12 protein-coding genes are annotated in these 12,163 nt (G+C 68.2%); 3 read left to right on the top strand and 9 right to left on the bottom strand.

Translation table 11 applies throughout. From position 1 onward, the window contains the following. The first annotated feature begins 10 nt into the window (after positions 1-10). Positions 11-424 carry a PPOX class F420-dependent oxidoreductase gene (locus ABEU20_RS22795; RefSeq protein ID WP_420166655.1) on the top strand — a complete coding sequence of 138 codons (414 nt, stop codon included), beginning with the start codon at positions 11-13 and terminating at the stop codon, positions 422-424. A 107-nt stretch (positions 425-531) separates the two neighbouring features. Then, entirely contained in the window at positions 532-1,023 is a 492-nt protein-coding gene (locus tag ABEU20_RS22790) for a hypothetical protein (protein WP_420166654.1), read from the top strand. Positions 1,024-1,035: 12 nt separating this feature from the next. On the opposite strand, the gene ABEU20_RS22785 is transcribed toward ABEU20_RS22790, so the two are convergent. Then, entirely contained in the window at positions 1,036-2,190 is a 1,155-nt protein-coding gene (locus ABEU20_RS22785; RefSeq protein WP_420166653.1) for a M24 family metallopeptidase, read from the bottom strand. A gap of 36 nt (positions 2,191-2,226) precedes the next feature. On the opposite strand from ABEU20_RS22785, the gene ABEU20_RS22780 reads away from it, so the two are divergent. Beyond that, on the top strand, positions 2,227-3,171 hold the full coding sequence (locus tag ABEU20_RS22780; protein ID WP_420166652.1) for a 5'-3' exonuclease: 945 nt from the start codon (positions 2,227-2,229) through the stop codon (positions 3,169-3,171). 16 nt (positions 3,172-3,187) lie between these two features. Here the strand turns inward: ABEU20_RS22780 and ABEU20_RS22775 are convergent, their stop codons facing one another. The 8 genes from ABEU20_RS22775 to pafA form a co-directional block, all read right to left on the bottom strand. Continuing rightward, positions 3,188-3,931, bottom strand: a complete 744-nt coding sequence (locus ABEU20_RS22775) for a DUF4333 domain-containing protein (RefSeq protein WP_420166651.1) — start codon at positions 3,929-3,931, stop codon at positions 3,188-3,190. 195 nt (positions 3,932-4,126) lie between these two features. Beyond that, positions 4,127-4,390 carry a DUF1876 domain-containing protein gene (locus tag ABEU20_RS22770; protein WP_420166650.1) on the bottom strand — a complete coding sequence of 88 codons (264 nt, stop codon included), beginning with the start codon at positions 4,388-4,390 and terminating at the stop codon, positions 4,127-4,129. A 113-nt stretch (positions 4,391-4,503) separates the two neighbouring features. Next, entirely contained in the window at positions 4,504-7,200 is a 2,697-nt protein-coding gene (locus tag ABEU20_RS22765) for a DEAD/DEAH box helicase (protein ID WP_420166649.1), read from the bottom strand. Beyond that, the gene (tatC, locus tag ABEU20_RS22760) at positions 7,197-8,150 is read right to left on the bottom strand and encodes a twin-arginine translocase subunit TatC (RefSeq protein WP_420166648.1); all 954 of its coding nucleotides are present in this window, start codon (positions 8,148-8,150) and stop codon (positions 7,197-7,199) included. The genes ABEU20_RS22765 and tatC overlap by 4 nt, the downstream gene beginning before the upstream one ends. Before the next feature lie 69 nt (positions 8,151-8,219). Then, entirely contained in the window at positions 8,220-8,492 is a 273-nt protein-coding gene (gene tatA / locus ABEU20_RS22755) for a Sec-independent protein translocase subunit TatA (protein ID WP_420166647.1), read from the bottom strand. A gap of 194 nt (positions 8,493-8,686) precedes the next feature. Continuing rightward, on the bottom strand, positions 8,687-9,688 hold the full coding sequence (locus ABEU20_RS22750) for a helix-turn-helix transcriptional regulator (RefSeq protein ID WP_420166646.1): 1,002 nt from the start codon (positions 9,686-9,688) through the stop codon (positions 8,687-8,689). Next, positions 9,685-10,698, bottom strand: coding sequence for a helix-turn-helix transcriptional regulator (locus ABEU20_RS22745; protein WP_420166645.1), 1,014 nt, complete (start codon positions 10,696-10,698; stop codon positions 9,685-9,687). Before ABEU20_RS22745 ends, ABEU20_RS22750 begins: the two co-directional genes overlap by 4 nt. 91 nt (positions 10,699-10,789) lie before the next feature. Beyond that, a complete protein-coding gene (gene pafA / locus ABEU20_RS22740; RefSeq protein WP_420166644.1) occupies positions 10,790-12,148 on the bottom strand; it encodes a Pup--protein ligase in 1,359 nt (452 codons plus the stop codon). Positions 12,149-12,163: the final 15 nt, after the last annotated feature.

Below are 12,163 nucleotides of genomic sequence, written 5' to 3'. Positions count from 1 at the left end.
CCGTCGGGGCATGGCCCGAAATCCCGCCGATCCGTCCCATCTCACCGCCGAGGCCGCCGCGTTCCTGACCGAGCGGCATCTCGCGACCTTGACGACGTTGCGTAAGGACGGCACCCCGCACGTCGTGGCGGTGGGGTTCACGTGGGATCCGGAGAGCCGAATCGCCCGGATCATCACGAACGACGCCTCGCAGAAGGCGCGCAACGCCGATCGCGGCGGATACGCCGCGGTGAGTCAGGTGGACGGCGGTCGCTGGCTCACGCTCGAGGGCCCCGCGCGCGTCATGTCCGATCCCGCATCGGTCGCCGAGGGTGTCGAACGCTACGCGGCGCGCTACCGGACCCCGCGAGAGAATCCGACCCGCGTCGTCATCGAGATAGCGGTCGAGCGCATCATGGGGTCCGCGATTCTGGTCGATCGGTGAAATAGCCTGATTTGCACCGGTATTCGTTGACCCCAAGCGGAGTTGCCGAACGAGTCACGGCGGTACCGTGGGAGGACGTCACCCAGCACACCCGAACGGGGATGGCCATGACAACTCGACGGACAGCTCGACGCAAACCATCGCCGGCGCATCGCCGGATCCTCCGGTCGGCGGCTGTCACGGCCGCCGCCCTGGCCACCGTCGCGGTGCCGGCGACAGCCGCCGCACTGCCGCCGCACCCGTTCGGGCCCCCGGCCCTGACCATCGGGTGCGCCAACCAGGGCAGTCTGATGTCGCTGACCGGTGCCACCGGACAGTCCGGGCCCGAACAGGACCCGCCGATCGGCCCCGGCGAGATCCGCTTCGAGACGTTCCCCGCCGCACCCCCGATCCCCGCCGCGGGACAGGTCACGGTCGCGTGGGTCAACCTCGACACGGGGGCGAGCGGGATGGCGGCCCTCGAGGGTGCCTATCCCTACTACTCGAAGACCGTCTACACCGGCAACGGCAACATCCGGGCCACCGTGTTCGGCACGATCGACCTGTGGAGCCTGCCGCTCTGTCAGTCGAACCCGACGTTCGGGAACTTCATCGTCTGACCGGCCGCCGCCTCAGCCGGGGAGGACCGTCAATCCGTGCGGGCGCTTGTTCACCGACTCGCAGCCGTCCGCGGTGACGACGACGATGTCCTCGATCCGGGCACCCCAACGGCCCCGGAAGTAAATGCCCGGTTCGACGCTGAAGGCCATCCCCGGCGTGAGCACCACCGTGTTGCCGGCGACGATGTACGGCTCCTCGTGTACCGACAGCCCGATGCCGTGCCCGGTCCGATGCACGAACACGTCGGCAAGACCGGCATCGGCGAGGACGTCACGGGCAGCGGCGTCGACCGACTCCGCGGTCACCCCGGGCCGCACCGCGTCGACCGCGGCGCGCTGCGCCGCCTCCAGGACCGCGACCTGATCGGCCACCTGCGGATCCGGCTCGCCCAGGACGTAGGTGCGGGTGGAATCCGAGTTGTAGCCCGGCTCCACCGGTCCCCCGATATCGATCACGACGATATCGCCGGATTCGATCACCCGGTCCGAAACTTCGTGGTGCGGATCGGCGCCGTGCGGGCCCGATCCGACGATCACGAATGCGGCCTCGGTATGCCCCTCGGCCAGGATCGCGGCCGTGATGTCGGCGGCGACATCCGCCTCGGTGCGGCCCGGGCGCAGCCACTCACCCATACGGGCGTGGACCCGGTCGATCGCGGCACCGGCACGACGGAGCGCCTCGATCTCCGCGTCGTCCTTGATCATTCGCAGCTCGCGCAGCACATCGGTAGCCAGCGCCGGGACCGCGCCGAAACGCCGGGCCAGCGGGACCAGATGGAGCGCGGGCATCGCGTCGGTGACGGCGACCCGCGGTGTCTCCGGTAGCAGCGACGACACCAGCTCGTACGGGTCGACGCCGTCGACCCAATCGTGCACCGGCAGATTCAGTTCGCCGACGGCCGAATCACTCAGCGACGCAAGCTCGAGCCGCGGCAGCACCACCGACGGCGGATTTCCGTCCGCCGGCACGACCAGGCACGTCAGCCGCTCGAAGGAATCCGCGCGGGAGCCGACCAGATAACGCAGGTCGGGACCGGGTGTGACCAGCAGGCCGTCCAGGCCCGACCGCTGGGCGATCTGCGCGGCGCGGGCCAGTCGATCGGCGTAGACCGAAGTCGGGAACCGTGAGGCTTCGGAGCCGGCGGAAACGGCACTGTGGGAACTCATGGATTCAGGCTAGTGCCGTTTGGCAGGATGGGGCGCATGAGTGGGCCTTTGCTGCTGTTGGACGGTGCGAGTCTGTGGTTCCGGGCGTTCTACGCCCTGCCGGAGTCGATGACCGCGCCGGACGGACGTCCCGTCAATGCCGTCCGCGGTTTCACCGACATGGTGGCCGCCCTGATCACCCGAACGCAGCCGTCCCGCCTGGCCGTGTGCCTCGATCTGGACTGGCGTCCGCAGTTCCGCGTCGCGGCGGTGCCCTCCTACAAGGCCCACCGGGTGGCCGAGGACTCCGACGGCTCCGCCGAGGAGGTGCCGGACACGCTCACGCCGCAGGTCGACATGATCATGGACGTCCTCGACGCCGCCGGTATCGCCACCGCCGGGGCAGCAGGACTCGAGGCCGACGACGTACTGGGAACCCTTGCCGCACAGGAAAAGGCCGACCCGGTCGTCGTGGTGAGCGGGGACCGCGACCTACTCCAGGTCGTTTCCGACGACCCGGTTGCCGTCCGGGTGCTGTACGTGGGTCGAGGTCTGGCGAAGGCCGAACTGTTCGGTCCCGAGGAGGTCGCCGCGAAGTACGGGGTGCCGGCCGGACGCGCCGGAGCCGCGTACGCCGAACTCGCTCTGCTGCGCGGTGATTCGTCGGACGGCCTGCCCGGGGTGAAGGGGGTGGGAGAGAAGACCGCGTCCACGCTGCTGCTGCAACACGGCTCGCTCGAGAACCTGCGCGCTGCCGCGGACGACCCGGCGAGCGACGTCGCGAAGGGAGTGCGAGCCAAGCTGTCCGTGGCAAGCGACTACCTCGACGCTGCGCTGCCGGTGGTCCGGGTCGTCACCGATGCCGAGGTCCAGCTGTCGCGCCCGGACATCCTGCCGAACACGGCGGCCGATCCCGCGCGACTCGAGAACGTCTCGGCAGAACTGGGAATCGAGCGTTCGGTCGCGCGCCTGCTCGCGGCAATGGCGACCGAACGCTCCTGAGTCCGGAGGTTCTCGGTCAGCTGGGTCGGCTGACCTCGTAGGTGCCCTCGTCGTCGGTGAAGGTGACCTTGACCGACTTCGGCGAGCCGTCGACCGTGAGGGTGCACTCGAACGACGCACCCTTCTCGACCTCCTGGCCGGACGGGCAGCTGACGCCGGTCACCGAACGGGCGCCGTACGACTCGGTCACGATCTGCTCGACACCGCGCTGCGCCGCTTGCTGGTCGAGGGTCTTTCCGCCGAGCGTCCACGACAGCAGCGCGACGATCAGCCCGACGACGACCACTACCGCGACGGCGATCCCGACCCACAGGCCCGTCTTCCTGCCGCCCTGGCCGGGTGTCGGCTGACCGGGCTGCGGCGGTGCCCACTGGTTTCCGGGCTGCCCGAATTGCTGGGGCTGCTGCGGATATCCCGGGGCCATGCCCTGGCCCCCGGGATTCCACTGCTGCTGCCCGGGTGCGCCCCACTGCTGCCCCGGATACGGCTGACCGGGATTGTGCTGCGGCCACCCCTGCGGCGCCGGCCCCCACTGCTGCCCCGGAGCGGGGCCCGGGGTACCGGGGTGCTGCCCCCAGGACTGGCCCTGCTGCCACTGCCCCTGATCGGGGCCGCGGTACGCGCCCGCGCCGTGCACGTCCGCCGGGTAGGCGTGCTGGGGGAACTGCTCGGTGGGACCCGGCCCGACGGAACCCTCGGCACTGCCGCCGTCAGGCGTCCGACGGGCGGTCGATTCGTTCGGTCCGTGCGGCCCGCTCATGTCGTCTCCTCGTGTCCGGTCCGCGGCCATCTGCGCCGCAACGAAGTGCCTCGCCGCACCGGAACCCGTTCCTCGATCCCCCGATCGACTCCCTCCCCGGGCGCGAGACGACTGCCACACTACGCAGTACAGGGGACGACGCGGAACATTGCCCCACGCCGTCCGTGTCGACCTGTCGAGCCGATCAGATCCGGTTCACTGCGTCAGGTGGGCCTTCGAGTGGGTCACCGCCTCGATGTCACCGACTGTCGCATCGATCAGTTGGTGCGCGAGATCGGCGAGGGCGCGCGCAGTCGCCAACTCGTCCCCGATCGACGGAACGTTTCGATCGACCGGATTCCGCCGCGCCAAACCGACTCCTACGATCGTGGACTCCACCATGTGCAGGCGAGCCGTCGACCGAGTCTGCGCCTCGTGTTCGTCGATGGAGATGTCCACCGACCAGTTCTTCCCGTCCATAGTCGTTCTCCTCTCGCCGCCGGCGCCACGCACGCGCGTGCGAGACGCGCCCCTACGAACCAGTCAACGACGGACGTCCGAAAAACACCAGGGCCCTACGAGCGCCGACGGGGTCAGGCCGCGGAGATCGCGACGACCCCCCGGCGGATCGACCCGATCGCGCGTGCGGCGGCTTTGGCGACCGCGGGATCGGGTGCGGTCGCGTGTACCTGGTCGAGGAGATCGATCACCTGACGGCACCACCGCACGAAGTCCCCGGCCGCCAGTTCCTTGCCGCCCGAACCGGCGGCCACGAGCACGTCGACCAGCGGTTCGTCGTTGGCCCAGCTGTAGATGGCGGTGACGAACCCCGAATCGGGTTCCCGGGTCACCGGAAGCTTGTGGCGGATCTCGTCGGCCTGGAGAGAACCCCATACCCGCATCGTCTCGGCGAGGGCCTGGCGCAGCGGCGCGGTGGGACCACGATCGGGAGCGTCCGCATCCTGCCGGGATTCGTACACCACGGAGGACACCACGCCGGCCAGTTCGGCGGGCGTGAGTCCGTTCCACGCGCCGCGCCGCAGGCACTCCGCCACCAGCAGATCGCTCTCACTGTAGATCCGAGCGAGCCGCTGACCCTCCTCCGTCGCCTTCGGGTCGCGGCCGTCGGCGATGAATCCCCGCTCGGTGAGCAAGGCCACGATCCGATCGAAGGTGCGGGCCAGCGAGTTCGTCGTCGCCGCTGCCTTCTGGCGCAGCGACTCCGTTTCGCGGGCGAGGCGGTTGTACCGCTCACCGGTGCGGCTCAGTTGCTCGCGGTCCGGCCTCGAATGGCACGGATGCTCCCGCAGGGCCTTCCGGAGTGCGACGACGTCGCTGTCCTCACGACCGCCCTTGGCGCGTGTGGGTTTGCGCGGCGGGACGATTCCGGTGGATCTGAGCGCCGACGCCAGGTCGCGGCGCACCCGCGCCGTCCGGTGATCGACGTGCCTGGGCAGACGCATCTTCCCGAGGGACCGTGCCGGGACGGGGAAGTCGGCTGCGCTGACCCGCCCGGCCCACTTGTCCTCCGTCAGCACCAACGGTCGCGGATCGTTCGGGTTCTGATCGGGTTCGAGGACGACCGCCAGCCCCGAACGCTTGCCGACGGGGATCGCAACGACGTCTCCTCGGCGCAGGTCTACCAGCGACGACACCGACGCACCCCGGCGGTCGGCCCGGCCCTGACGTTCGAGCATGCGCTCACGGCTGCGCAGCTGCTCCCGGATCCGGAAGTACTCGAAGTACTCGCCGTCCGCGCCGCCGAGCTTGTCCCGAAGCTCCGTGAGCGCCGCCTCGTTGCGTTCGATGGACCGGATGAGCCCCACGACGGACCGATCGGCCTGGAACTGGGCGAAGGACCGCTCGAGCAGTGCGCGGGACTCCACGGCGCCCATCCGGTCGACCAGGTTGATCGACATGTTGTAGCCCGGCCGGAACGAACTGCGCAGCGGGAAGGTACGGGTCGACGCGAGCCCTGCGACGTCGGTGGGTTCGATGCCGGGCTGCCACAGCACGACGGCATGGCCCTCGACGTCGATGCCTCGTCTGCCGGCCCGACCGGTGAGCTGGGTGTATTCGCCGGGTGTGAGCTCTGCGTGAGTGTCGCCGTTGTACTTGACGAGTCGTTCGAGCACGACCGACCGCGCGGGCATGTTGATGCCCAGGGCCAGCGTCTCGGTGGCGAACACCGCGCGCACCAGGCCGTTGACGAAGAGTTCCTCGACGGTCTCCTTGAACGCGGGCAGCATGCCTGCGTGATGGGCGGCGAACCCCCGCTCGAGCGCTTCCCGCCAGCTCCAGTAGCCGAGCACCTCGAGATCCGGACGCGGCAGGTGCCGTGTGTGCTCGTCGATGATCTCGCGGATCCGCGCGGTCTGCTCCGGTGTGGTGAGGCGCAGCTTCGACCGGACGCACTGCGCCAGGGCGGCCTCGCATCCGGCGCGACTGAAGATGAAGGTGATGGCGGGCAGGAGGCCTTCCTCGTCCAGGCGGGCTATCACCTCGGGACGCGGCAGTGGCCGGAAGTCGTTGGAGCGGTAGCCACCACGGCCGCGCGGTTCCCACGAATTCATCCGGTCGAGCGCGAGCCGCTGCTTGACGTGCCGGACCAGGTCGGGGTCGACCACCACCTGGTGCTGTGCGCCCGCGGCCGCCTTCGCGTCGAAGAGATCGAACAGGCGCCGGCCCACGAGAATGTGCTGCGACAGGGGAATCGGCCGGGTCTCGTCCACGACGATGGTCGTGTCGCCGCGGACGGTTTCCATCCACGCACCGAACTCCTCGGCGTTGCTCACCGTGGCCGACAGACTGACCAGCCGCACGTCCTCGGGCAGGTGCAGGATCACTTCCTCCCACACCGCCCCGCGGAACCGGTCGGCGAGGTAGTGGACCTCGTCCATCACCACGTGCGACAGACCGCGCAGCGTCGGGGAATCGGCGTAGAGCATGTTCCGCAGCACCTCGGTGGTCATGACCACGACCGGGGCGTCGGAGTTGATGCTGGTGTCACCGGTCAGCAGACCCACCGCGTCGCTGCCGTAGCGCGCGGAAAGTTCGTTGAACTTCTGGTTGCTCAGCGCCTTGATCGGCGTCGTGTAGAAGCACTTGCGCCCCGCTTCGAGGGCCAGGTGCACGGCGAACTCGCCGACGACAGTCTTCCCGGCGCCGGTCGGCGCGCAGACGAGCACACCGTGCCCGGCCTCGAGCGCCGCGCACGCCTCGATCTGGAACGGATCGAGCGGGAAGCTCAGCTGGGCGGTGAAGGCGGCGAGTTGGTTAACCGAGGTCACAGCGTGTCCGAGTAGTCCTGGGCACCGGCCTTCGGAACGGAGGACGACTGGACCGGGGCGGTGTCCTGGATCGGTGAGGGGGCGGAGATCGAGGATGCGTCCTCGTCGTCGAGATCACCCCAGTTCTCGGTCTCGCGACGCGCCTTGCGCTTGTCGTTGAGCCGCGCGATCTGCACCGCCATCTCGAACAGGATCGTGAGAGCCAGAGCGAGTGCGAGCATCGAGAACGGATCCTGGCCCGGCGTCGCCACCGCGGCGAACACGAACAACGCCATGATGAGACCGCGACGCCATGCCTTGAGCTTGGCGTACGGCAGTACACCGACGACGTTGAGCGCGACGATGAGCAACGGAATCTCGAAGCTGACGCCGAAGATGATCAGCAGATTGATCACGAATCCGAAGTACTGGTTGCCGCTGAGGGCCGTGATCTGGACGTTGTCGCCGATCGTCATCAGGAAGTGCAGGGCCTTCGCGACGATCACGTAGGCGAGGACAGCGCCGGCCATGAACAGCACTGACGCTCCGAAGACGAAACTGATCGCGTACTTGCGTTCCTTGGAATACAGGCCGGGAGTGACGAAGCGCCAAATCTGATACAGCCAGACCGGACACGCAAGGACGATTCCGGCGGTCAAGGCGACCTTGAAGCGGAGCATGAACTGGTCGAACGGCCCGGTTGCGAGCAGCCGACACGCGCCGTCGGCACTGAGATCTGCACGACTGGACGAGGGCAGCGAACAGTACGGGCCGCGCAGGAGCTCTCCGAGGCTCTCGATCCCGAGAATTCGGGTCGAGTACCAGACGAATCCGATGAGCGTCGTCACGATCACCGCGGCCACGGAAATCAGAAGTCGAGTCCGCAGCTCGTAGAGATGGTCGACGAGCGACATCGTGCCGTCTGGATTTGTCCTGCGCCTGCTGCGACGCGGGTCGAACGGAATTCGCACAGTGGGCCCTAGCCTTGATCAGCCGGACACCGGGGTGAGCTGCTCACCCCGGTGTGTGTGGAACGTGAACTAGGCCGACTTCGGCTCGGTGTGCGACTGCGGCGTGTCCACGACCGTCGCGTCGACCGGTGCCGACGGAAGCTGGCCGGTGGGCGCGGCAGGCGTCTGAGGTGCGGCGTTCGGAGTGGGGTTGCCCTCGTTCTGCATCTCCTTGACCTCGCTCTTGAAGATCCGCAGCGAGCGTCCGAGTCCGCGAGCCGCATCGGGCAGCTTCTTCGAGCCGAACAGGATGACGACGACCAGCGCCACAATGGCCCAGTGCCAGGGGCTCATGGCTCCCATAATTACCTCCAGGTATCAGATGCCAACGATGCTACCGGACGTGTGTGCGTCGATCTTGCGGTAAATGTCCAGTTCACCGTGACGTAACAACCAACCGGAGCCACCGCTACGGAAACGGCAGAGCCGTTAACGAAGCAGCAACCCGAAATTACACTTTCCGACACTCTCGCGGTGGCCGATCGACCCGATCCGCGTCACGCTTCCAGGGCGTCGTACGCGTCGAGGGCGGCCCGCGCGCGCTCGCGCACCGCCTCCACCAGCTCTGGGGGCCCCAGGACGCGCGCACCGGGACCGAAACCCAGGACCAGGCGCGCCATCCATTCCTGCGAGCCGTATCGCATGGTCGCCTCGACCGACCGATCCGGCAGGGTGCGCACGGGATCGAGCGGGTAGTTCTCGAGGATCCAGCCGTGGTCGGCCGAGATCTGCAGGACCGCCTGAGGCAGATCTCCGTCCGGACTGAACAACTCGAGATGTTCGTCCGTGCCGAGCGCCTGCGCGGGCGGCCGCGACGGTTCGTCCAACTCGACGGCGGCCTCGATGCGGTCGAACCGGAACAGGCGCACGCCCTCGGCCTGCCGACACCACGCCTGCAGGTACGTGTGGTCGTCCAGAAGCAACGAGCGGATGGGATCGACCACGCGTTCGGTCAGTGCGTCGCGTGACGCGGAGTAGTACGTGAGACGCACCGCCCGGTCGTGCTGCAGTGCGTCGCGGACCGCCGCGGCAACCGGATTCTCCCGTGCCCCGCGGTCGCCGTCGTCCGCCGCGTCGCCCTCGTCCGCCACGTCTTCGTCGGCTGCGGCCACCGCTCGTCGCGCCGCGCTGCCCGCAGCCGATTCGATCTTCGCGATTGCGCTCTGCGCGGCCGACGGGTCGACCATGCCCGGCATCTCGGCCAGCGACCGCAGCGCGATCAGCAGCACGGTCGCCTCGGTCGACGTCAGCCGCAGCGGACGGTCGATGCCGGCGGAGAAGATCACCGACACCGTCTCGCCTTCGAAGGAAAGGTCGATCAGATCACCCGGGCCGTATCCCGGCAGCCCGCACACGAACAGCTGCTGCAGGTCCTTCGTCAGGTTCGGCACGCTCAGACCGAGGTCTCTCGCTGCCGCCTCCTTGCTGATCCCCGGATTCGCGATGAAGTACGGAACCATGTTCAGCAGTCGCGCCAGTCGCGACAGTCCGGCCGTCATCGAACCTCTCCCCCTTCGTCGGTCGCAGCCGACTCGCCCGCCGCGAACCGCAACTTCTCCTTCACGTCCGCGCGCAGCGATTCCGGGGCCAGTACCAGCGCATCCAGACCGTGCCCGGCGATGAGCCGGGCCGTCCAGCCCCACGACCGAACCGGAATGTCGAGGACCACTCCGGCGCGACCACCGAGTTCCCGCTCTTCGCGGACGGTGCCGAGCCGGCGCAGTTCGTACGCGCGGCCCGCGGCCACCCATACCGTCGCGGTACCGGCCACCGAACCGGCACCGGTGACGGCGTCGACGATGGCCCGCAAATCCACATCCGCCGGCTTGTGCACCGAGTTCTCCGGGCCCACGGCGACCACCGGTTCACTGATCCGGGACAGCCGGAACGTGCGGGTCGCATCACGATCGACGTCGTGCCCCACCAGGTACCACCGGCCGTGCAGCGTCACGACGCCCCACGGCTCGACCGTCCGGTCGATGTACGGGTCGGTGGGCGCACTCCGATGCCGGAAGGTGACCGCCCGGCCGGCGTCGATGGCGGCGAGCAACTGTCGCAGCGCCGATTCCGAACCACGCGTGCGGGCGGGAACCGCGGCGACGGGCACCGAATCCACGTCCGCGTCCACCTGCACGCCCGCCGCCCGCAGCTTCATCAGCGCGCTCTGCGACGTCGACATCAGCTCGGGAGATCCCCACAGCCGGGCGGCGACCGCGACGGCCGCGGCCTCACCGCTGTCCAGATCCACGTCGGGCAGCTCGTACGCCGTCCGGTTGATCCGATACCCCTCGACAGTGGAGAACCGGTTCGCCGGCCCCGTCTCGAGCGGAATGCCGAGGTCACGGAGCTCACTCTTGTCCCGTTCGAACATCCGGTTGAACGCCTCGTCGCTCGGCGAATCGTGGTAGCCCACGACGCTTTCGCGAATCTTCTCGGCGGTCAGGAACTGTCGCGTCGACAACAGGCAGATGACGAGATTCATCAGCCGCTCGACTTTGGTGGTCGCCACTCGGAGAAGAGTAGCGCCCCCGAAGCCGACCGGGCGGTAGCAAAACGGTCGTTTCGCCCGGATGCGGCTCCGAGCGGAACGACCGCTTCGCTCACATCGACGCGATGAGGCGCTCGACCCGCTCGTCGACCGACCTGAACGGGTCCTTGCAGAGCACGGTCCGCTGCGCCTGATCGTTCAGCTTGAGATGCACCCAGTCGACGGTGAAATCACGACCCGCGTCCTGGGCAGCGGCGATGAACTCGCCGCGCAGCTTCGCGCGGGTCGTCTGAGGCGGCGTCTGCACTGCCGCCTCGATCGTCTCGTCCTCGGTGACCCGCTTGGCCAGGCCCTTTCGCTGCAGCAGGTCGAACACGCCGCGACCACGCTTGATGTCGTGGTACGCCAGATCGAGCTGGGCGATCTTGGGATCGGCGAGGTCCATCCCGTACTTGTCCTGGTAGCGCTGGAACAGCTTGCGCTTGATCACCCAGTCGATCTCGGTGTCGACCTTCGCGAAATCCTGGTTCTCGACGGCGTCGAGCGTGCGGCCCCACAAATCGACCACCTGGTCGACCTGCGGATCCCGCTCCCGCGTGCGCAGATGGTCGACCGCCCGCGAGTAATACTCCCGCTGGATGTCGAGCGCACTCGCCTGTCGACCGCCCGCAAGCCGAACGGGCCGGCGACCGGTCATGTCGTGGCTCACCTCGCGGATCGCCCGAATGGGGTTGTCGAGTGCGAAGTCACGGAACGGGACCCCCGCCTCGATCATTTCGAGGACCAGGGCCGCGGTGCCGACCTTGAGCATCGTGGTGGTCTCGGACATGTTCGAGTCGCCCACGATGACGTGGAGACGCCGGTACTTCTCGGCGTCCGCGTGCGGCTCGTCGCGCGTGTTGATGATCGGCCTCGAGCGGGTGGTCGCGGACGACACGCCCTCCCAGATGTGTTCGGCGCGCTGCGACAGACAGAACGTCGCCGCCTTCGGCGTCTGCAGAATCTTGCCCGCGCCGCAGATCAACTGCCGGGTGACGAGGAACGGCAGCAACACGTCGGAGATCCTGGAGAACTCGCCCGCCCGGACCACGAGGAAGTTCTCGTGGCATCCGTACGAGTTCCCGGCCGAGTCGGTGTTGTTCTTGAACAGATAGATGTCGCCGCCGATGCCTTCCTCGGCCAACCGCTGCTCGGCGTCCACGAGGAGATCCTCGAGCACGCGTTCGCCCGCCCGATCGTGGTTCACGAGTTGGAGGAGGCTGTCGCATTCCGCGGTCGCGTACTCGGGATGGGAACCCACATCGAGATACAGGCGCGCGCCGTTGCGGAGGAAGACATTGGAACTGCGGCCCCACGAGACCACCCGCCGGAAGAGGTAACGGGCAACCTCGTCCGGGCTCAGCCGTCGATGACCGTGAAAGGTGCAGGTGACACCGAACTCGGTCTCAATTCCCATGATTCGTCGCTGCACACTTCGACAGTACAG

It is taken from the genome of Rhodococcus parequi (genome assembly GCF_046042785.1).
Classification (GTDB): domain Bacteria; phylum Actinomycetota; class Actinomycetes; order Mycobacteriales; family Mycobacteriaceae; genus Prescottella; species Prescottella parequi.
The sequence above is the reverse complement of the archived record's forward strand: the minus strand, read 5'-3'. Positions and strand labels throughout refer to the sequence as shown.

Bases quoted from the DNA above. Each gene is read 5' to 3' on its own strand.
- ABEU20_RS22795 (WP_420166655.1), top strand. From the start codon at position 11: ATGGCCCGAAATCCCGCCGATCCGTCCCATCTCACCGCCGAGGCCGCC.
- ABEU20_RS22775 (WP_420166651.1), bottom strand. From the start codon at position 3,931: ATGAGCGGGCCGCACGGACCGAACGAATCGACCGCCCGTCGGACGCCT.
- ABEU20_RS22770 (WP_420166650.1), bottom strand. From the start codon at position 4,390: ATGGACGGGAAGAACTGGTCGGTGGACATCTCCATCGACGAACACGAG.
- ABEU20_RS22750 (WP_420166646.1), bottom strand. From the start codon at position 9,688: ATGACGGCCGGACTGTCGCGACTGGCGCGACTGCTGAACATGGTTCCG.
- ABEU20_RS22790 (WP_420166654.1), top strand. From the start codon at position 532: ATGACAACTCGACGGACAGCTCGACGCAAACCATCGCCGGCGCATCGC.
- ABEU20_RS22785 (WP_420166653.1), bottom strand. From the start codon at position 2,190: ATGAGTTCCCACAGTGCCGTTTCCGCCGGCTCCGAAGCCTCACGGTTC.
- tatA (WP_420166647.1), bottom strand. From the start codon at position 8,492: ATGGGAGCCATGAGCCCCTGGCACTGGGCCATTGTGGCGCTGGTCGTC.
- ABEU20_RS22780 (WP_420166652.1), top strand. From the start codon at position 2,227: ATGAGTGGGCCTTTGCTGCTGTTGGACGGTGCGAGTCTGTGGTTCCGG.